This window comes from Ornithinimicrobium tianjinense (assembly GCF_014636495.1).
Lineage (GTDB): Bacteria > Actinomycetota > Actinomycetes > Actinomycetales > Dermatophilaceae > Ornithinicoccus > Ornithinicoccus tianjinensis.
In genome coordinates, this window is record NZ_BMEM01000006.1 from 42383 (window position 1) to 63217 (window position 20835).

Annotated in this window: 16 protein-coding genes; 7 read left to right on the plus strand and 9 right to left on the minus strand. The window is 71.8% G+C overall.

What is annotated here, in order from left to right:
- Positions 1-101: 101 nt before the first annotated feature.
- A complete protein-coding gene (locus IEV65_RS14585; RefSeq protein WP_188432028.1) occupies positions 102-1328 on the minus strand; it encodes an MFS transporter in 1227 nt (408 codons plus the stop codon).
- A 70-nt stretch (positions 1329-1398) separates the two neighbouring features.
- Here IEV65_RS14585 and IEV65_RS14590 point away from each other — a divergent pair, with 70 nt between their 5' ends.
- Positions 1399-3039 (plus strand): BNR-4 repeat-containing protein, encoded by a 1641-nt coding sequence (locus IEV65_RS14590; RefSeq protein WP_188432030.1) that lies wholly within the window; start codon positions 1399-1401, stop codon positions 3037-3039.
- 52 nt (positions 3040-3091) lie between these two features.
- Here IEV65_RS14590 and IEV65_RS14595 read toward each other — a convergent pair whose 3' ends face one another.
- On the minus strand, positions 3092-5311 hold the full coding sequence (locus tag IEV65_RS14595) for an NADP-dependent isocitrate dehydrogenase (RefSeq protein WP_188432032.1): 2220 nt from the start codon (positions 5309-5311) through the stop codon (positions 3092-3094).
- A gap of 132 nt (positions 5312-5443) precedes the next feature.
- On the opposite strand from IEV65_RS14595, the gene IEV65_RS14600 reads away from it, so the two are divergent.
- Positions 5444-6349, plus strand: a complete 906-nt coding sequence (locus IEV65_RS14600; RefSeq protein ID WP_188432034.1) for a universal stress protein — start codon at positions 5444-5446, stop codon at positions 6347-6349.
- A 29-nt stretch (positions 6350-6378) separates the two neighbouring features.
- Here IEV65_RS14600 and IEV65_RS14605 read toward each other — a convergent pair whose 3' ends face one another.
- The 7 genes from IEV65_RS14605 to IEV65_RS14635 form a co-directional block, all read right to left on the minus strand.
- Positions 6379-7965, minus strand: coding sequence for a cation:proton antiporter domain-containing protein (locus tag IEV65_RS14605; protein WP_188432036.1), 1587 nt, complete (start codon positions 7963-7965; stop codon positions 6379-6381).
- A gap of 108 nt (positions 7966-8073) precedes the next feature.
- Positions 8074-8778 carry a type 1 glutamine amidotransferase gene (locus IEV65_RS14610; protein ID WP_188432038.1) on the minus strand — a complete coding sequence of 235 codons (705 nt, stop codon included), beginning with the start codon at positions 8776-8778 and terminating at the stop codon, positions 8074-8076.
- A gap of 43 nt (positions 8779-8821) precedes the next feature.
- Positions 8822-9988, minus strand: a complete 1167-nt coding sequence (locus tag IEV65_RS14615) for an ABC transporter ATP-binding protein (protein ID WP_188432040.1) — start codon at positions 9986-9988, stop codon at positions 8822-8824.
- A complete protein-coding gene (locus tag IEV65_RS14620) occupies positions 9985-11058 on the minus strand; it encodes an ABC transporter ATP-binding protein (RefSeq protein ID WP_188432042.1) in 1074 nt (357 codons plus the stop codon). The genes IEV65_RS14615 and IEV65_RS14620 overlap by 4 nt, the downstream gene beginning before the upstream one ends.
- A 10-nt stretch (positions 11059-11068) precedes the next feature.
- Positions 11069-12115: an ABC transporter permease gene (locus IEV65_RS14625; RefSeq protein ID WP_188432044.1), complete on the minus strand. Its 1047-nt coding sequence runs from the start codon at positions 12113-12115 to the stop codon at positions 11069-11071.
- Positions 12116-12123: 8 nt separating this feature from the next.
- Entirely contained in the window at positions 12124-13131 is a 1008-nt protein-coding gene (locus IEV65_RS14630; RefSeq protein WP_188432046.1) for an ABC transporter permease, read from the minus strand.
- Positions 13132-13307: 176 nt separating this feature from the next.
- Positions 13308-15008 carry an ABC transporter substrate-binding protein gene (locus IEV65_RS14635; protein ID WP_188432048.1) on the minus strand — a complete coding sequence of 567 codons (1701 nt, stop codon included), beginning with the start codon at positions 15006-15008 and terminating at the stop codon, positions 13308-13310.
- A 159-nt stretch (positions 15009-15167) separates the two neighbouring features.
- Between IEV65_RS14635 and IEV65_RS14640 the strand changes: the two genes are divergently transcribed.
- The 5 genes from IEV65_RS14640 (at position 15168) to IEV65_RS14660 (ending at position 20830) form a co-directional block, all read left to right on the plus strand.
- The gene (locus tag IEV65_RS14640) at positions 15168-15599 is read left to right on the plus strand and encodes a (deoxy)nucleoside triphosphate pyrophosphohydrolase (RefSeq protein ID WP_188432050.1); all 432 of its coding nucleotides are present in this window, start codon (positions 15168-15170) and stop codon (positions 15597-15599) included.
- A gap of 79 nt (positions 15600-15678) precedes the next feature.
- Positions 15679-17604 carry a translational GTPase TypA gene (gene typA / locus IEV65_RS14645; RefSeq protein ID WP_188432052.1) on the plus strand — a complete coding sequence of 642 codons (1926 nt, stop codon included), beginning with the start codon at positions 15679-15681 and terminating at the stop codon, positions 17602-17604.
- A gap of 9 nt (positions 17605-17613) precedes the next feature.
- Positions 17614-18483: an N-acetyl-1-D-myo-inositol-2-amino-2-deoxy-alpha-D-glucopyranoside deacetylase gene (mshB, locus tag IEV65_RS14650; RefSeq protein WP_188432053.1), complete on the plus strand. Its 870-nt coding sequence runs from the start codon at positions 17614-17616 to the stop codon at positions 18481-18483.
- Positions 18480-18983 carry a flavin reductase family protein gene (locus IEV65_RS14655; RefSeq protein ID WP_229735319.1) on the plus strand — a complete coding sequence of 168 codons (504 nt, stop codon included), beginning with the start codon at positions 18480-18482 and terminating at the stop codon, positions 18981-18983. Before mshB ends, IEV65_RS14655 begins: the two co-directional genes overlap by 4 nt.
- A gap of 44 nt (positions 18984-19027) precedes the next feature.
- Positions 19028-20830, plus strand: coding sequence for a VanW family protein (locus IEV65_RS14660; RefSeq protein ID WP_188432055.1), 1803 nt, complete (start codon positions 19028-19030; stop codon positions 20828-20830).
- Positions 20831-20835 lie beyond the last annotated feature (5 nt).

The following is a 20835-nucleotide window of genomic DNA, read 5'->3' on the forward strand; positions in this document are numbered from 1 at the left end:
TCTCTCCCCTCCTGGAACGTGTGGGCTCCAGCCTGTCAGGCTCGGCCCGACCCGCCTCCCGTTTGTCCACAGGGGCCCGCGCGCCCCACGCACGACGGGCTTCAGCGCCCGGCGAGCTCGTCGTCCACGAGCGACGGACGGCTGACCCTCAGCCCGGCGACCGCCATGGCGACGCCTGACGCCATGAGCAGGACGAGGACCACGTGCCACCCGCCGGTCAGGTCGTGAAGGACCCCGACCACGAACGGCCCGACCGCTGCGAACCCGTAGCCGATCGGCTGCACGAACCCGGACAGGCGGGCCGTCACCCGTGGGTCACGGGAGCGGGCGGTGATCAGGGCGATCGCGGTGGGGAAGGCGAACCCGGAGAGCCCGAGAAGGGAGGCCCACAACCACGGGAGGGCGGCCGGGGCGGTGAGGAGACCGGCATACCCGAGGATCAGCAGGAGGGCGAAGCCGACCACCCAGGGCGCGAGCGTCCGGGCGCGCGCGATGACCGTCGGCATGAGGAGCCCGCCCGCGATCCCGATGGCGGTGAGCAGCGAGAGGAGCAGCCCGGCGGCGGTGGGCGAGATGCCGGCGTCGCGGTAGACCTGGGGCAGCCACCCGAACTGGATGTAGGCGTTCATCGACTGGAGTCCGAAGAGGAGCATGAGCCACACGGCCGTGGGGGAGTGCCACAGCCCGCCGCCGCCGGACGTGTCACCGGCCCGGTGGTCGCCAGGATCGAGGTGCTCGCGTCGTGCGACGAGCGTCCACGGGAGGAGGGCCGCGACGGCGATCAGGCCCCACACGCCCAGCGCGGCGCGCCAGCCGAGCGCGGAAGCGGTGGGGGCCGACACGGCGGCCGACAGCGCGCCGCCGGCCGTGAGGCCCGCGCTGTAGAGGGTCATGAGCGCCACCCCGCCGTCGGTGGCGTGGCGCTTGATCCACGCCGGCACGAGGACGTTGCCGATCGCCATCCCGGCCAGGGCGAGCGTGGTCAGGAGCAGGAAGAGCACGGTGGACGTGGTGAGCGAGCGGCCGAGCAGTCCGACCACCACGGCCAGGATCCCGAGGCTGACCGCGACCGTCATCCCGAGCCGTCGGGCCAGGCCGACCGCCAGGAGGCCCACGGCCCCGAAGCACAGCCCGGGGAGGGCGGTCACCAGGCCGGTGGCGGCCGCAGGCATGGCCAGGGCCTGCCGGACCTCCGCCAGGACCGGGCCGACGGAGGAGGCGCCGGGACGCAGGTTCACGGCGATCAGCGCGACAGCCGCCACCGCGAGAGCACCGCCGACGCCCGGCCGGGGCGTCCGCGCGGGGCGGTCCTGCGAGCGACTGGTCACCAGAGAGTCCTACCAGTGAGGCCGGCGACCGGCCTCACGCGGGTCGCCAGGGCGGCGGTAGCCTCCGGGCATGCGCAATCTTCTGATCGCGTTGGGGGCATGGGTCCTGGGGCCTCTGGCGAGCATGTCGATGGCAGCGGCGGCGCCGTCGCAGTCCGGCTGGGAGGAGCCCTTCGAGCGGGCGAGGAGCGAGGTGGTGCACGCCAGGTCACTGGCGCAGCTGGAGAGCTCGACCTCGGCCACAGGGGGCTCGCCGCGTCGTGTGCGCCTCGTCAACCACTCCGCGTGGTCGTGGTACATGGACCCGCGAGTGCTGGAGACCCAGACGTCCACCCTCGTCGGTGGCGTGAGCACCTCCGGCTCGGTGACCCTGACCCGGTTCGCGCACTCCAGCGGGACGGTGACGCGCACGACGCTGCAGTCGGGCATGAACGACGACGACCACAACGCCCCGGCGCTCATGGAGCTGCCGGACGGGCGGATCATGGCGATGTGGAGCGGGCACGGCCGCCATCCGCTGCGCTACCGGATCACCAGCAGCAAGGACTCGCTCACCAGGATGTCGGGGGCCACCCCGCTCCGGGGCTCCGGCCTGGAGTCGACCGGGGCCAGCTACGCCCACCTGCTGCGGCAGGACGGCCACCCCCGGCCTTACATCGCGCTCACGCGGCGCAGCAGCGACGACATGTGGGTGATGACCCGCAGCGCCGACCTGGTCACGTGGACGCCCGCGGTCCAGCTGCTGGCGCGCGTGCACGAGCAGGACCAGCATCATCCCTACCTGAAGTTCGCGATCCACGCAGATGCCATCCACGTGCTGGCGACGGATCGCCACCCGTTCCGGGGCTCGACCTCCCTCTACCACTTCGTGCTGCGGGGCGAGCGGGTGGAGCGGACCGACGGGTCGCTCATCATGACTCTGCCCGAGCTGGAGGCCGGCCGACCGGTCACCGTGTCGGAGGCCACGCTAGTGTACGACGGTTCCTCTGCCGACGGGCGACCCCGCGTCTACGACATCATGGTGGGTGCGGACGGGATCCCCCGGATCGGGGTCACGACCTCGGCCAGCTCCACCTTCACCTTCAAGTGGGGGATCCCCAAGGAGCAGGGCACCGGATGGAAGCTGCGCACCCTGGCCCGTCAGTCCGGCACCCTCCCGGCGGGGATGAGCCTGGACTCCGGCGACCCGACGCGGGTGCTGCTGGCCCGGATGCTCGACAAGCCCGGTCTGGTGGAGTACCGCACGCCCGACGAGGGGGACACCTGGACCGCCAGGGTCGTCACGAAGATGTCCGGGCTGCGTACGCCCACCACGCCGTACGGGAGCGGAGGTCCGATGAGTGCTCTGTGGATGGGCGGCCGCTACGACAGGTACGACGACTACGACACCCAGGTGTGGGGTCTGACCACGGGCGTGGCCCCCGTCCAGCTGGTCTCGACCTGGTCCCGCAGCTGGGACGACGGCGGTGCGGTCGTCGTCAAGCTGCGGGCGGGCGTCAGCGGCCCCGACGTGCGCGATCGCCTCGTCAGGCTGATGGTCCGGCTGCCCGGCGGCGCTGAGGAGACCGTGCGCACGGCCCGGACCGATGCGTACGGCAACGCGCGGCTGACCGTGCCCGACCTCCCCGTGGGAGCCAGGGCGCGGGTCATGCACGCCAAGAGCGACGGATGGGGCTACGCCACCTCGAGCACCCGCACCGCGGACAGCTAGACCGCCCCCGACCCCTGGAGGGATCGGAGGCGGTCGTCGCGGAGGTATGCCGTCAGGCGCGCAGGGCGTCGATCACCGCGTTGAACGTCGCGGAGGGACGCATCGCGGCGGCCGCCTTGTCCTCGTCGGGGTGGTAGTAGCCACCGAGGTCTACGGGCGAGCCCTGGGCGTCGAGCAGCTCCTGGGCGATCTGCTGCTCCTTCTCGGTCAGCTCCTGGGCCACGGGCGCGAAGGCGGCGGCCAGCTCGGCGTCCGCGGTCTGCTCGGCCAGGGCCTGCGCCCAGTAGAGGGCGAGGTAGAAATGGCTGCCACGGTTGTCGATCTGGCCCAGGCGGCGGGCGGGCGAGCGGTCCTCGGTGAGCACCCGCTCGGTGGCCTTGTCCAGCGCGTCACCCAGGACGGCGGCTCGCGCGTTGCCCTCGCGGTCCGCCAGGTGGCGCAGCGACTCGGCGATCGCCATGAACTCGCCCAGGCTGTCCCAGCGCAGGTAGTTCTCCTCCTGCAGCTGCTGGACGTGCTTGGGGGCCGAGCCGCCGGCACCGGTCTCGAACAGGCCGCCGCCGTTCATCAGCGGGACGACCGAGAGCATCTTGGCGCTCGTGCCCAGCTCGAGGATCGGGAAGAGGTCGGTGTTGTAGTCGCGCAGGACGTTGCCGGTCACCGAGATGGTGTTCCTGCCCTCGCGGATGCGCTCGACCGAGACCTTCGTGGCCTCGACCGGCGACATGATGCGCAGGTCGAGCCCGTCGGTGTCGTGGTCAGCCAGGTAGGTCTTCACCTTGGTGATGAGGTTGGCGTCGTGGGCGCGGGCCTCGTCGAGCCAGAAGATCGCCGGGTCACCCGTGGCGCGGGCGCGGTTGACGGCCAGCTTGACCCAGTCGCGGACCGGCTCGTCCTTGGTCTGGCAGGCGCGCCAGATGTCGCCGGCGTGCACCTTGTGCTCCATCAGGACCGTCCCCGAGGAGTCCACGACCTGGACCGCGCCGTCGGTCGCGATCTCGAAGGTCTTGTCGTGCGAGCCGTACTCCTCGGCCTTCTTGGCCATGAGGCCCACGTTGGGGACCGAGCCCATCGTGGTCGGGTCGTAGGCACCGTGGGCCTTGCAGTCGTCGATGACCACCTGGTAGATCCCGGCGTACGAGGAGTCAGGGATCACCGCGAGGGTGTCGGCCTCCTCACCCTGGGGGCCCCACAGCTTGCCGCCGTTGCGGATCATCGCCGGCATCGAGGCGTCGACGATGACGTCGCTGGGCACGTGCAGGTTGGTGATGCCCTTGTCGGAGTTGACCATCGACAGGCGCGGCAGCTCGGCGAGGCGGGCCTGGATCGCGCCACGGACCTCCTCAGCCTGCTCGCCGAGCGCGTCGAGGCCGGCGAGGATGCCGCCGAGCCCGTCGCGCGCGGAGAGCCCGGCCGCGGCGAGCTGCTCGCCATACTGCGCGAAGACGTCGGCGAAGAAGGTCTCGACGGCGTGCCCGAAGATGATCGGGTCGGAGACCTTCATCATCGTCGCCTTGAGGTGCAGGCTGAGCAGGACGTCGTCCGCCGCGGCCGCGTCGTACTGCTCGGTGAGGAAGGCCCGCAGCGCCGCGACGTCCATGAACGTGGCGTCGACGACCTCGCCCTCCTCGACCTTCAGGCCGTCCTTGAGGACCGTGGTCGTGCCGTCGCCGGCGACGTGCTGGATCGTGAGCGTGTCCGCGGCCGGCAGCACCACGGACTGCTCGTTGGTGGCGAAGTCGTGCTCACCCATGGTGGCGACGCGCGTGCGGGAGTCGCCGGACCAGGCGCCCATCGAGTGCGGCTTGGACCGGGCGTAGTTCTTGACCGCCTCGGGGGCGCGCCGGTCGGAGTTGCCCTCGCGCAGCACGGGGTTGACCGCCGAGCCCTTGACCTTGTCGTAACGGGCGCGGACGTCGCGCTCCTCGTCGGTCTGGGGGTCCTCCGGGTAGTCGGGGATCGCGTAACCCTGGGCCTGGAGCTCGGCGACGGCGGCGCGCAGCTGCGGCACGGACGCCGAGATGTTCGGCAGCTTGATGATGTTGGCCTCGGGCGTGGTCGCGAGCTCGCCCAGCTCGGCGAGCGCGTCGCCGACGCGCTGCTCCTCCGTGAGCCGCTCCGGGAACTGGGCCAGGATGCGCCCCGCCAGCGAGATGTCGCGGGTCTGCACGTCGATGCCGGCGGTGCCGGCGAAGGCCTCGAGGACCGGCTTGAGCGAGTACGTCGCCAGGAGCGGTGCCTCGTCGGTACGGGTGTAGATGATGGTGGACATCCTGGCGTTCTCCTGGGCTGTCGGCGGACGGGTACCGGGGACGAGGCTACTCGACCCCCGCTAGGATGCGAGAGACGGTTCCCGCCACCGACGGGGGTGCGCGGGGTGTCGCGCTGAGAGGTGGAGATGGGTGTGACCGACGGCACGCAGAGCAGGCGCCCCGTGGTGGTGGGTGCCGACGGAGGCCGGACCGACGGCTCAGCGGTGCGCTGGGCCGCGAGGCACGCGCAGCGCACGGGCCGCCCCTTGATCGTGGTCCACGCCAGCGAGCCCGAGGCGCTCGCCGCGCAGGCGGTGGGAGCGGGCGCGACCGGCATCACCGCGCTGCTCGAGGCGGAGAAGGAGCGCACCGACGCGATGGCCGTCGAGGTCGAGGACCTCGGGCGGGAGCTCGGCATCGTGGCCACACTGGAGCTGCACCGTGGGTCACCGGTCCGCGCCCTGCTCGAGCACGACGACGAGGCGGTCCTGATCGTCGTGGGCACGGGGCGCAAGGGGGCGCTGCGTGAGTGGGTCCTGGGGACCACGTCCCTCGGGGTGGCCGCGCACGCCCGCTGCCCGGTGGTGATCGTCAACCCCGAGGTCGAGGTCGGCGGCCTGATCCACAACCGCATCGGGGTGGCGATCGACGGCAGCCCCGACAGCCGCGTCGCCGCGCGGCTCGCGGTCGCCTACGCCGCCGCGGTCGGCACGTCGGTCGTCGCGGTGAACACCTGGTACCTCGAGGTCGTCGACGGGTATGTCGTGACCGAGCCGGAGAGCCCGGAGTGGAAGGCGCTCGTGGCCGAGCGCGAGGCGATGCTCGACGAGGTCATGCAGCCCGCGCGCGAGCACCACCCCGAGGTCGAGGTCACCCTGGAGGTGCGTCGCGGCTCCACCGTCCAGGCGGTGCTCGAGGCGGCGGCGGACTGGGACATGATCGTCGTCGGCAGCCGCGGCCTGGGCGGCGTCCAGGGCCGCCTGCTCGGCTCGGTCAGCCACCGCCTGATGCGCCAGGCGCCCTGCCCGGTGATCGTGGCCGGCGGTCCGCGGCAGTAGCACAGCCAGGGCGAGGACGGCGATCGGGCTCAGGACCGGTCGGCGAGCGCCTCGGCCGCCTGCTCGGCGATGCTGGCCCCGGCGCCCTCGTAGAGGTGGACGACCACGTCGGCCCCGAGCTCGTGGTACTCCGCGGCGTCGTCGTCGTACTGCGCGACGGCCGCGACCACGCCGGTGTAGCCGATCTTCGAGAGCTCCGCGAGGGCGAGGCGGCTGGCGCCGTGGAAGGGCATCGCGAGGACGACGATCTCCACCTGGCGCGTCGACTCGAGCCGCGACCAGAAGTCTCCGTCCGCCGCGTCGGCCTCGACGATGCTCAGGCCGGCCTCGGTCAGCTCCTGCACCCGGGAGGGCAGGTTCTCCACGCCGAGCACGTCGAGGCCGTAGGTCGCGGCGAGCTCGGTGTAGGCGGACCGGCCGATCCGGCCCATGCCCATCACGACCGCCCGGGCGTTGCCGAAGGAGATCGGCTTCTCGTGCGGATGCACGTCCGTCGGCGGGTGCATCGGCATGATGCGGCGCGCCAGACCCAGGAGCTGGTCGGAGTAGGTGTTGACGACCGACGCCACCACGAAGCTCGAGGCGACGGAGACCGACATCACGACCAGCCAGATCTCGTCCAGCAGGCCCTGCGTCACCGCCACCGAGACGACGATGAGCCCGAACTCGGAGTAGTTGCCCAGCACGAGACCGGCCTTGACCGACGTGCGCCGGCGCAGCTTGTGGCTGTCGAGCAGCCAGATGTAGGTCAGCACCTGCACCGGCAGCAGGAGGAGCAGGACCAGTCCGACCGACACGGCGGCCCCCTCGACCCGCCCGCCGAAGCCGATGGAGATGAAGAACCCGACGAGCAGGAGGTCCTTGAGCAGGAACAGGTGGTGGGAGAGCTGGGTGGCGGCCTTGTCGCCCGCCAGGATCATCCCCATCATCAGGGCGCCGAGGTCGCCCTTGAGCCCGACGGCCTCGAACGCGGCATACCCCGGGCCCAGCGCCATCGCCAGGCCGAACAGCGCCTGCATGTCCCCGTGCGGGACGTGGTCCCAGAGCCTGCGCGCCACCCAGCCGAGCGGGGCGAGACCCACGGCGAGCAGGATGGCCCACGGGCTGGGCAGCTCGCCCCCGACGACGGTCATGAAGATCACGGCGGCGAGGTCCTGCATGACCAGGATGGCGATCGCGACGCGACCGTAGAAGGACTGCAGCTCGGACTGCTCCTCGAGGACCTTGATGACGAACACGGTCGAGGAGAAGGCCAGCGCGAACGCGACCATCGCCAGGGTGCGCACGTCCAGCCCCTGGAGCAGCGGGAAGCCCAGCAGACCCAGCACCCACAGGAACCCGGTGCCGACGGCCACCGAGAGCGCCAGGTGCCCGCCGGTGGTGATCCAGACCTCCCGCGCCAGCAGGCTGCGGACGTCGAGCTTGAGCCCGATCCCGAACAGCAGCAGCGCCACCCCCAGCTCGGCCACGAAGTCGAGGTAGGGCAGCTCCTCCACGCCCAGGCCGTTGAGGAGGAACCCGGCCGCCAGGAAGCCCAGCAGGGCCGGCAGGCGCACGAGCGACATCACCAGCCCGGCGGCGAACGTCGCCGCGAGGAAGAAGGCGATGTCGGTCATCACGGGCGGCGGCCTCCCTCGTCTGGGTTCGTCCCTGAATCTTCCCATCCGGGAGCGTTGCGCGGCAGGGTATGGCGCGCCGCCCGCCTCGTGCGCCGCCCCGGGGGGTCAGCCGCCGGTGACGACCCGGCCGAACCGCCGGACGAGCCTCGCCCACGCCCGGTGCAGCTCGGTCTCCCGCCGGCGGAACTCCTCGATCTGGACCAGCTCGGCGTCACGGTCGGCGCCGGGGGACCAGCCGGCGACGATGTCCGGGTCCACCTCGGGGTGGAACTGCACGCCCCAGCCGCGCGGGCCGAACCTCGCCGCCTGGACCGACCCGTCGGGTGCCTCGGCCAGCAGCGTGGCCCCGGGTGGCAGCTCGACGACGACGTCGTTGTTCCAGTGCAGGACCGTCGTGTCCGCGGAGGTGTGCGCGGTCAGCGGGTCCGTCCGCCCCTCGTCGGTGAGACGCAGCGGCGCCAGCCGGTGCAGCGGGCCCCGGGGATTGCGCCGCACCGCGCCGCCGAGGGCCACCGCACCCAGCTGGTGGCCGAGGCACACGCCGAGGAAGGGCAGACCCGCGGCCACCGTCGACGCGATCAGCGCGCGCGTCGGCGCCAGCCAGTGGTGCTGCGCGTCGTCCTGCGCCCCCATCTCGCCACCGAGCACGACGAGACCGTCGTGCTCGGTGAGTGTCGCGGGGACCGCCTGACCGTCGTGCGCGCGCAGGATGTCGACGCCCACGCCGGCCTCCTCGAGCCAGGGCTCGATCATGCCGACCGGACAGTCGTCCTCGTGCTGGATCACCAGCACCCGAACCTGAGATGCCATGGGGCGCAGGCTAACCGCCGTGCTGTGGGGACGTTGCGTCAGGTCACGGCAGGGTGTCGGTCAGCCCCTTGGCGCCGAGCGTGGTGTCGACCGGCCCGGCGGTGAGCGTCTGGTCGGTGAGCTCCATGTCCACGTCGTGCGGGCGCAGCTCGCCGCTGGCGATCTGCTCGGCCCAGTGGCAGGCCACGCGGTGACCGGCGGGCGTGCCGGGCAGGTCGACGACCCGCAGCTGCGGACGCTCCGTGTCGCACCGCGTCGCCTGACGCCACGGGCAGCGGGTGTGGAAGCGGCAGCCGGAGGGCGGGTTGGCGGGGGAGGGCAGGTCGCCCGCGAGCAGGATCTGCTCCCGGGTGTCCTCCACGGTGGGGTCCGGGACCGGCACGGCGGAGAGGAGGGCACGGGTGTAGGGGTGCAGGGGGGAGGTGTAGAGGTCGTCGGCGTCCGCCTCCTCCACGAGGGCGCCGAGGTACATCACCCCGATCCGGTCGCTGATGTGGCGCACCACGGCGAGGTCGTGGGCGATGACGAGGTAGGTGAGCCCGAACTCCTCCTGCAGGTCCTCCAGCAGGTTGACCACCTGCGCCTGCACCGAGACGTCGAGGGCGCTCACCGGTTCGTCCGCGACGATGAGCTTGGGGTCGACCGAGAGGGCCCGGGCGATCCCGACGCGCTGGCGCTGGCCGCCGGAGAACTCGTGGGGATACTTGGACAGGGCGTTCTTGGGCAGCCCGACGGCATCGAGGAGCGCGCTGAGGCGGGCGCGGGCAGCCTTGGCGTCGTCGGCCAGACCGTGGGCGCGCATCCCCTCGAGCAGCAGCTGCTCGACGGTCTGCCTCGGGTCGAGGCTGCCGAGCGGGTCCTGGAAGACCATCTGCATGTGGCGCCGCTGCCTGCGCAGCGCCTCGCCCCTCAGGCTCGCGAGGTCGGTGCCGTCGAAGAGCACCTCTCCCTCGGTCGGCTCCTCCAGCTGCAGCACGGCCCGGCCGAAGGTGGACTTGCCGCAGCCGGACTCCCCGACGAGCCCGTAGGTCTCGCCACGCCGGATCTGCAGGTCCATCCCGTCGACGGCGTAGACGTGGCCGACGGTCCGGTCGATCAGCACGCCCTTCTTGATCGGGAAGTGCACCTTGAGCCCGCGCACGTCGAGCAGCACGTCCTCGTCCGGCAGCGCCTGGTCGGCGGTGGGCTGGGTCGGGGTCGAGGTCGTCATGCGCCGCTCTCCTCGGTGGTCGGTGCGTCGTCCAGCGGGTTCGACTCCAGCGGGTTGTGGCACCGCAGCAGCCGGTCCGCGCCCAGCTCGGGGCGGTCGGGCACGAGCTCGGGGGTGCGTTCACGGCATACCCCGATCTCGGAGGCGCAGCGCGGGGCGAAGGCGCAGCCGTGGTCCCAGGGGATGTTGTCCGCCACCGACCCCGGGACGGGCGTCAGCCGTCGCCCGCGCTCCTCGGTGAGCCGGGGGATCGAGGCGAGCAGACCGCCGGTGTAGGGGTGACGGGGGCGGGCGAAGAGGTCGTGCCGGCCGGCGCGCTCGACGATCCGCCCCCCGTAGAGCACGTTGACCTCGTCGCACAGCCCGGCGACGACGCCCAGGTCGTGGGTGATCATGATCAGCGCGGTGCCGCTGTCCTGGACGAGCTCCTTGAGCAGGGCCAGGATCTGGGCCTGGATCGTCACGTCGAGCGCGGTGGTCGGCTCGTCGGCGATGAGCAGGCGCGGCTCGCAGGCCAGCGCCATCGCGATGAGCGCACGCTGGCGCATGCCGCCGGAGAGCTGGTGGGGGTACTCCTTGAGGCGGCGCGTCGGGTCGGGGATGCCGACCTTGTCGAGCAGCTCGGCAGCCCGCTTCTGGGCAGGTGCGTTCTTCATGCCCTTGTGCCGTTGCAGCACCTCGGCCACCTGGGTGCCCAGCGGGACGACGGGGTTCAGGGAGGACAGCGGGTCCTGGAAGATCATCGCCAGGTCGCGCCCGCGCCGGTCCCGCATCTGGGCGTCGCTGAGCGAGAGCAGGTCCTCGCCGGCGAAGCTCACCGTGCCGCTGACCGTGTTGCCCCGCGAGGGCAGCAGCTGCATGATCGCGAGCGAGGTCACCGACTTGCCGCAGCCGGACTCGCCGACGAGGCCGACGGTCTGGCCGGGCTGCACGTCGAAGCTGACGTGGTCGACCGCGGTGAAGGCGCGGCCCCCGCGCCCGAAGGTCACCGTGAGGTCGCGCACCGAGAGGAGGGGCTCGCCGCCGCCCGCCCCGGAGGGGTATGCCGTGGTGCTGGCCTGGGTGGTCATCGTCGCCTCCTCAGCGCCGGGACTTGGGATCGAGGGCCTCGCGCAGCGACTCGCCCATGAGCGTGAAGCCGAGGGCGACGACGATGATGCAGAGCGCGGGGTAGACCGCGATGTGCGGATAGGTGTTGAAGAACGTCTGCGCCTTGCCGAGCATCTGACCCCACTCCGGGATCGAGTCGTCCGGGTTGCCCAGGCCGAGGAAGGACAGGGCGGCCGCGTCGATGATGGAGACGGCCAGCACGAGGGTGCCCTGCACGATGACGGGGCCCAGGGAGTTGGGCAGCATGTGCCGGAAGACGATCGCGGGACGGCGCACGCCGAGCGCGCGGGCGGCGAGCACGTGGTCGCTGTGCCGCTGGGCCATCATCGAGCCGCGCAGCAGCCGGGCGAAGATCGGGATCTGGATGATCGCGATGGCGAGGATGACCGTCCACTGGCTGGGCCTGGCGAACAGCGCGGCGATCGAGAAGGCCATGAGCAGGCTGGGGATCGAGAGCATGACGTCGACGATGCGCATGACGATGGTGTCCACCCAGCCGCTGATGCCGCCCGCGAGGGTGCCCAGGACCAGGCCGCCCGCCAGCCCGCCCAGGGTGGCGAGGACACCGACGATGAGGGTCTGGCGTGAGCCGACGATGAGGCGGGAGAGCATGTCGCGGCCGGCGTTGTCCCCGCCGAGCGGATAGCCCGGCTGCGGCTCGGGGATCGGCGTGGCGGGCGTGACCTGCCCGATGAGGTCACGGGCCCGCGGGTCGTGGGGGGCGAGCCAGGGAGCCAGGATCGCGACGAGGACGAAGAGCAGCACGATCACGGCGCCGATGAGGAAGACCGGGTCGCGGCGCAGCCGGCGCCAGGCGCTCTGCCAGAGGCTGACGCCCTCCTCCGAGGAGATCGTGCCGGCCTCGGCGAGGGCGTCGATCCGCTTCTTCTTGCGGTCGGCGAGCGCACCGAGCGCCCCGTGCCGCCGGGCGTCGGGCGTGGGGTCGGTGGTGGCGCCGGTCGTGGAGGGGGTGGGGACGCCTGGGGTCAGGTCGGGGGCGGGGCCGGGGTTGGTCATGGCTCTCCTCACAGCCTCACGCGGGGATCGATGACCGCGTAGGCGATATCGACGAGCAGGTTGACGACGATGTAGATCAGGGCGGCCATCATGATGAGGACCTGCAGCACGGGGTAGTCGCGCAGCTCGAAGCCGATGGCCAGGGCCTGTCCGATGCCTTGGAAGGCGAAGACCTTCTCCGTCAGCACCGCGCCCGCGAGCAGCGCGCCGATCTGCAGGCCCACGATCGTCACCACGGGGATCAGCGCGTTGCGCATGATGTGCCGTCCGCGGATGGTGCGTGCCGTGAGTCCCTTGGCCCGGGCGGTGCGCACGTAGTCCTCGTCCATGACGTCGATGACGGCGGCGCGGGTGATCCGGAAGACCACCGCGAAGGGGATGGACGACAGCGCCAGGGCGGGCAGCACGAGGTGCTTGAGCGCGTCCCAGGCGGCGTCCCACTCGCGCGTCATGAGCGCGTCGAGGACGTAGAAGTTGGTGATGTGCGTCGCGTTGATCCCCACCGTCTGCCGGCCCGACGGTGGCAGCAGGCCCCAGCGGACCGCGAACAGGTACTTCAGCACGTAGGCCAGGAAGAAGACCGGCACGGCGACCCCGACGAGGGAGAAGACCACGCTGCCGGTGTCGAGCACACCGCCCCGGCGGCGGGCCGCGAAGTAGCCCAACGGGATCGCGAAGGTCAGCGCGATGAGGATCGCGAAGAAGCTGAGCTCGATCGTGGCCGGGAAGCGCTGGGTGAACACGTCCAGCGCGGGCTGGCCACGGTAGACCCCGTTGGAGACGCCGAAGTCGCCCTGGACGGCTCGCTCCAGGAAGCGCCAGTACTGGACGGGGATAGGGTCGTCGAGACCCAGCTGGGCCCGCAGCTTCGCCGCGGACTCCGGGGTGCCGCGCTCCCCGAGCAGGGCGCTGACGACGCCTCCGGGCAGCGAGCGCAACCAGGCGAAGAGCAGCACGCTCAGCACGAACAGGGCGATCAGCGCCTGCAGCAGGCGGCGGACGATGAACCTCAGCACTGGGGTTCCTCCTGGGCACGGGGTCGGGGGCGGAGCAGGTGCGGGCGGACGGACGGCTCGGGGCAGGGTATGCCGATTCTCGTCCGGGAGCCCAGCGCCGCGCTCGGCGACGGCGGGCCGGGTGTCACCACCCGACCCGCCGTCGGTCGCACGTCAGCGTGAGCTCGGGGTGAGGCTCACTCCGTGATGGTCACGGTCGAGAAGTCCTCGGCCGTGAGCGGGCTCGGCTGCATGCCCTGCACGTTGGCCGCGACCACGAGCGCCGGCGGGCTGTGCGAGATCGGCAGGCCGGGCAGCCACTCGGGGCTCATGATGTTGGTGTTGAGCTCCTTGTACAGCGCCTCGCGCTTGGCCTCGTCCGCCTCGGCGTCAGCGGCCCTGATGGCGTCCTGCAGCTCACCGTGCCAGTCGTAGGCGGAGGTGCCGAACTGGTTGTCGTCGCCGCAGAAGAAGGCGCACAGGAAGTTGTCCGCGGAGTTCAGGTCGCCGGTCCAGCCCAGGAAGAAGGCGGGGGCGCGGCTGGCCTGGGTGTCGTCGATGTACCCGCCGGCCCACGGCTTGGTGACGGTCTCGACGGTGATGCCTGCGGCCTCCCAGTCAGACTTGACCTGGTCGTAGACGCGCTGGGGGTCCGGCATGTACGGGCGCGAGACCTCGGAGGGGTACCACAGCTCGATGGTCAGGTCGGACTTGCCGGCCTGCTCGAGGAGCTGCTTGGCCTTCTCGGTGTCGTACTCGTACGCCGCGATGCTGTCGTCCCAGCCGGTCACCGTGCTCGGCATGAACTGCGTGGCGACCTCGGCACCCTCGGGCAGCTGGGAGGTGACGAACTGGTCGCGGTTGAGCGCGTGGTACAGCGCCTGGCGGACCAGCGGGTCCTCCAGCTGCGGGTCGGCGACCGGGTTCAGGGCGAGGTAGAGGATGTTGAACGGGTCGCGGATGAGCACCTGGTTGCCCGCGTCCTTCAGCGCCTGCCAGTCGACGGGGTTGGGCAGGTCGTAGCCCTGGATGGTGCCGGCCTCCAGCTCCTGACGGCGCGCGGCCTCGTCCGGGATGATCTTGAAGACGAGCGAGGCCACGCCGGCCTTGTCGCCCCAGAAGTCCTCGTTGCGCGCCAGGGTGACGGTGCCACCGGCGTTGTCGTAGGACTCGAAGGTGAACGGGCCGGTGCCGGTCGGGTGCGACGTGGCGTACTCGGGGAAGACGAACGCCTCACCCTCGAGCTTGATGTCGTTGGCCTTGTACTGGTCCATCGCGGTGGGCGACTGGATGGCGTAGGACGCCTGCGAGAGCACCATCGGGAACTTGCCGGTGACGCGGGAGACGGTCACCTGCGCGGTGAACTCGTCGGTCGCCTCGCAGGACTTGTAGAGCGAGTCCTCGCCGAAGCCGAAGTCGTTGCCGAAGTAGTAGGCGCCGGAGGGGCTCTGACCTGCCTCGTTCTGGTCGGCCCAGCGCTCGAAGTTGGCGCAGACGGCCTCGGCGTTGAGGTCGGTGCCGTCGTGGAACTTGACGCCCTCCTGGATGGTGAAGTCCCAGACCAGGCCGTCCTCGCTCGTCCACTCCGTCGCCAGCTCGGGCACCGCCTCGGTGCCACCGGGCTGGATGCCGATGAGGTTCTGGAAGATCTGTCGGGTCACGCGGAAGGTCTCGCCGTCGCTGGCGTAGAACGGGTCGAAGGTCGTCGGGGCGCCGGCAGCGCCGAAGACGAACGTGGCGTCGGACGCTTCCGCGCCGCCTCCGGCGGACTGGGTGCCGGTGGCGCCGTCGCCGTTGTCGCCGGCGTCGTCGGTCTCACGCTGCGACTGGGCGCAGGACGTGAGGAGCAGGGCGAGCGCGGCGGTTGTCGCCAGCGCACCGACCGAACGGTTCTTCATCGTGCCTCCTCGAAAGGGTCGTCCGGACGTCGGCGTCCGGCTAGCAAACGACCCCATCACATTCCTGACCCGCTTGGCTACCGTTCGCGGAAAGTCGTGACCGCACCGTGACCTGGCACCGTGGTCCGCCGCCTCGGCCGGTGCGGGCAGGATGGGGGTATGCCGAGCCCCTCGCCCCGCCGCGCCGTCGCCGCCGTCGCCCTCGTCGACGACCTCGAGCGACCCACCCGGCTGCTGGCCGCGCGGCGCTCCGGACCGCCGGCGCTCGCCGGCGGGTGGGAGTTCCCGGGAGGCAAGGTGGAGCCGGGGGAGCGGCCCCGCGACGCGGCGGCGCGGGAGGCGCTGGAGGAGCTGGGGGTGCGCGTGCGGCTGGGGACGCAGGTGGGCGGTGCCTGGCCGCTCGGGCAGACCTACGAGATGCATCTGTGGTGGGCGGTGGCGGAGCCGGGTGAGCCGGAGCCGGCGCCGCTGGAGGACCATGACGAGCTCCGGTGGCTGAGCGCCGGCCAGCTGCTCGACGTCGCGTGGCTGCCCGCGGACCTGCCGGTCGTGCAGCACCTGGGCGGGCTGCTGCATACCGCGTCCTCCTGACGGCCTCCTGCTGACCTCCTGCTGACGACACCTTCTGACGACGCAGAAGGACCCCCTCGGACCTGAGAGAATGAGGGACATGCCCCAGAACGAGACCGGACCCGGCGTGCGCGCCGAGCGCCAGGACATCAGGAACGTCGCCATCGTCGCCCACGTCGACCATGGCAAGACCACCCTCGTCGACGCGATGCTGACGCAGGGCGGCGCCTTCGCCGGCCACCAGAAGGAGGGCACGGAGGTCGAGCGGGTGATGGACTCCGGCGACCTCGAGAAGGAGAAGGGCATCACGATCCTGGCCAAGAACACGGCCATCCGCTATACCGGTGCCCACGCCCCCGAGGGCGGCATGACCATCAACATCATCGACACCCCCGGTCACGCCGACTTCGGTGGCGAGGTCGAGCGCGGCCTGTCGATGGTCGACGGCGTGGTCCTGCTCGTGGACGCCTCCGAGGGCCCGCTGCCGCAGACCCGGTTCGTGCTGCGCAAGGCGCTCGCCGCGCACATGCCGGTCGTGCTGTGCATCAACAAGGTCGACCGTCCCGACAGCCGGATCACCGAGGTCGTCGACGAGGTCTACTCCCTCTTCATGGACCTGCTCGACGAGCACGACCAGGCGCGCATCGACGAGGCGCTGGACTTCCCGATCGTCTACGCCTCCGCCAAGGCCGGGCGCGCCTCGCTCGAGGCGCCCGCCGACGGCGGCCTGCCCCAGGACGAGGACCTCGAGCCGCTCTTCAAGACCATCCTGGAGACGATCCCGGCCCCTACCTACACCCCGGGTGCCCCGCTGCAGGCGCACGTCACCAACCTCGACTCCAGCCAGTTCCTGGGCCGCCTCGCCCTGTGCCGCGTGCACGAGGGCACGATCCGCAAGGGGCAGCAGGTCGCCTGGTGCCGCCGCGACGGGTCCGTCGAGCGGGTCAAGATCACCGAGCTGCTGCTGACGGAGGCGCTGGAGCGCAAGCCGGCCGAGGAGGCCGGCCCCGGCGACATCATCGCGATCGCCGGCATCCCGGAGATCACGATCGGCGAGACCCTCGCCGACGCCGAGAACCCCGTGCCCCTGCCGCTCATCACCGTCGACGAGCCGGCCATCTCGATGACGATCGGCACCAACACCAGCCCGCTGGCCGGCCGCGTCAAGGGCGCCAAGGTCACGGCCCGCCTGGTCAAGGAGCGTCTCGACGCCGAGCTCGTCGGCAACGTCTCGCTGCGCGTGCTGCCGACCGACCGCCCCGACGCGTGGGAGGTCCAGGGCCGTGGCGAGCTCGCGCTGGCGATCCTCGTGGAGCAGATGCGCCGCGAGGGCTACGAGCTGACCGTCGGCAAGCCCCAGGTCGTCACCAAGGAGGTCAACGGCTCCCTGCACGAGCCGGTCGAGCGCCTCACGATCGACACCCCGGAGGAGCACCTCGGCACGATCACCCAGCTCATGGCCGCCCGCAAGGGCCGCATGGAGCAGATGACCAACCACGGCACCGGCTGGATCCGGATGGAGTATGTCGTGCCCTCCCGCGGTCTCATCGGCTTCCGCACGGAGTTCCTCACCGAGACGCGCGGCACCGGCATCGCCCACCACGTCTTCGACGGCTACGCCCCGTGGTTCGGCGAGATCCGCACCCGCCAGTCCGGCTCGCTCGTCGCGGACCGCGCGGGGGCGGCGACCACCTACGCGATGTTCAACCTGCAGGAGCGCGGCACGATGTTCCTGGAGCCGGCCACCGAGGTCTACGAGGGCATGATCGTCGGCGAGAACTCCCGCGCCGACGACATGGACGTCAACATCACCAAGGAGCGCAAGCTCACCAACGTGCGGTCCTCCACGGCCGAGGTCCACGAGCGGCTGATCCCGCCGCGCGTGCTCTCCCTCGAGCAGTCCCTGGAGTTCTGCCGTGAGGACGAGTGCGTCGAGGTGACGCCCGAGGCCGTGCGGGTGCGCAAAGTCGTCCTCGACCAGACCCTGCGCGCCCGCGCCGCAGCCAGGGCCCGCAACCAGGGCTGAGGCTGAGGCATGGTGGCGACGGGGCGGCCCGACCTGCGCGACGGCATACCCGAGGATCTCGGGCGACCCCTGCGCGTGGTGGCGGTCCACGCCCACCCGGACGACGAGACCCTCGCCACCGGCCTGGCTCTCGCCCACCATGTCGAGGCCGGGGACGAGGTCCATGTCGTGACGTGCACCCTCGGCGAGGAGGGCGAGGTCATCACGCCGGCGCTCGCCGACCTCGGGGGCACGGAGGACCTCGGCCCGCACCGCGCCGGCGAGATCGCCCGGGCGACCGCAGCGCTGGGCGTGCGCCACCACTGGCTGGGCGGGGCGGTCCCGCGCTGGCGGGACAGCGGCATGGCGGGGTCGGCCGCCGCGGCGCACCCGCGGGCCTTCGCCGGCGCGGACGTCGAAGAGGCCGCCGGGGTGCTCGCCCGCCAGCTCGAGGACCTGGGCCCGGACGTCGTGCTGACCTACGACCCGCAGGGCGGCTACGGTCACCCCGACCACGTGCAGACGCACCGGGTCACCGTCGCCGCCGTGGCCAGGCTGGACCCGGTCCCGCGCCTCTACGTCGTCCTCACCCCCCGCTCCTGGGCCGTCGAGGACCGCGAGTGGCTGACCGCACACGTCCCGCCCGGCACCCGCAGCCCGGCCGGTGGCGTCGCCGTGGTGCCGGCGCCGCAGGATCCCTACGCCGTCTCGGTGGTCGACGACGAGCGGGTCACCCACGCGGTGGTGGACCCGCGCGCGGTGAGCCGGCAGGTGGCTGCCCTGCGGGAGCACCCGACGCAGGTGACCGTGCACGACGGCTGGTACACCCTGAGCAACGACGTGGCCGCGCGGCTGCCCGGTCGCGAGGGCTTTGCCCGTTGGGAGGTGTCGTCCGGGTGAGCGAGGAGCAGCTGCCCGTCGACCCCGGCCGCTTCCGCCAGGCCATGGGACGCTTCGCCACGGGCGTCGCGGTCGTCACCTCGCGGCACCGCGGCCACGACGTCGCGCTCACGGTCGACTCGCTCACCAGCGTCTCGCTGGATCCGGTGCTGCTCCTCGTCAGCCTGCACGCCGAGGCCCGCGTGCTCGAGGGCGTCGAGGCGGGGGAGGCGTGGGGCGTGAGCATCCTCACCGCCAGTCAGCGAGCGCTCGCCCAGTGGCTGGGGGAGCCGGGCCGGCCCTTGCACGACCAGCTGGCGAGGGTGCCGCACGAGCGCGGCGAGGTCACCGGCGTCGCGCTCGTGGCCGACGCGCTGTCGACCTTCGAGTGCCGCACGTATGCCGTGCACCCCGCGGGTGACCACACGCTGGTGGTCGGGGAGGTGGTGGGTCTGCAGGCGCGCCCGACGGGCGAGCCGGCGCTCGTCCATTACCGTGGGGGTCTGGGCGAGCTGCGTTGAACGACGGGGACGGGCCCATCGCACGAGGGAAGGACTGCGCCGGAGTGAGCGAGCCTACGCACGGGGGACGGATGCCCGCACCTGGGTTGCCGGAGGAGGACGACCGCACCGACCAGTGGCGGACGGTCGGGCTGCGGCTCCTCGTCGCCCTGCTCGTCCTGGGCGGGGTCTACCTCGGCGTGGCGCTGTGGTTCAAGGACCGCCCACCGGCCGGGGTGAACGTCGACGGCGTGCACATCGGGACGATGTCCCGCGACGCGGCCCGGGAGCACCTCGAGGAGTCGCTGGCCGAGCGCCTCGAGCAGCCCGTGCCCGTCAGGGTCGTCCCGGACGGTGCCGGGCCGGACCAGGCGACCACGCTCCAGCTGGACCCGTCCGAGGCCGGCCTGGGCTACGACCTCGACGCGACGCTCGACCAGGTCACCGGCTTCAGCCTGAACCCCGCCGACCTCTGGTCGCACGTCGTCGGCAGCGAGCGAGAGCTGCGGCTCGTCGGCACCGTCGACCGTGAGTCGCTGACCGCCGCCGTGCGCGCACTGGCGGCCGACTACGACACCGAGCCCGTCGAGGGCGAGGTCTCGTTGACGGGGTCCGGGGTCGAGGTCGTCGACGCGGCCGACGGGCGGGAGCTGGACGTCGAGGAGACGGTGGAGGTCGTCGCCCGGGAGTGGCCGGCGCGCGACGAGGTGCAGGGCAGCGCCGAGGCCGTCGCCCCGCGGCTGACCCAGCAGGAGGTCGAACGCTTCACCCGTGAGGAGGTCGAGCCCGCTCTCGCCGGGCCCGTGCTCGTCACCGCGAGCCAGGGCAAGGGCGAGGACGCCGAGAAGGTCACCGCTGAGCTCGCCCCGCGAGAGATCGCGGCGCTGCTCTCGGTGGACCGTCCCGGCGACGGCTCGTTGACGCTTTCCGTCGACCAGAAGGCGCTGCTGGCGCGCCTCCGCGAGGACCTGGGGCAGCTGGAGCGCGGACCCTCCGACGCGACCGTCCGGCTCTCCGGTGGTGCGGTCAAGGTCGTGCCGGCCCGTTCCGGTGCGGCCCTGGACGAGAAGCCGTTGCTGGCCGACGTGACCGAGGCGATCTCCGCACGGGGCAAGGAGCGCAGGGTCAGCACCACGCTCAAGGCCGTGAAGCCGGAGATCTCGACGGCCGTGGCGAAGGAGTGGACCTTCACCGAGATGGCCGAGTTCACATCGGTCTTCCCGACGGGTGAGCTCAACGCCGCCCGCACCGCCAACCTCCGCACCGGCGTGAAGCACCTCGACGGTGACGTCGTCATGCCCGGCGAGCAGTTCGCGCTCTCGAGGGCGCTGGGCGAGATCACGGAGCAGAACGGCTACCACGAGGCGCCGATCATCGTCGACGGAGCCCTGGTCATGGGGATGGGCGGGGGCCTCTCGCAGATCTCGACCGTGATCTTCAACACGTCGTGGTTCGCCGGCGTGCAGCTGGACGCCCACACGCCGCACTCCTACTACATCCCGCGCTATCCCGCCGGACGGGAGGCCACGCTGGCCCTGCCCGGACTGGACAACGTGTGGACCAACGACACCGACAACCCCATCGTGATCCGGGCCGGCATCTCCGGCGACACGATCACCATGCGCTTCCTCGGAGACCGGCAGTACACCGTGCAGACCGTCGACGGCCCGCGGCACTCGGTCACCAAGGGGGAGAAGAAGGTGGACGACAGCCCTGAGTGCGTGCCGCAGAAGGAATCTGACGGGTTCACGATCTCCAACGTCCGCATCCTCCTGGCCGCCGGACGCGAGGTGAGCCGCGACGAGTTCACCACCGTCTACAAGCCGGCCGACGAGATCGAGTGCTCCCACCCCGACGCCGGCTACTGACCCGG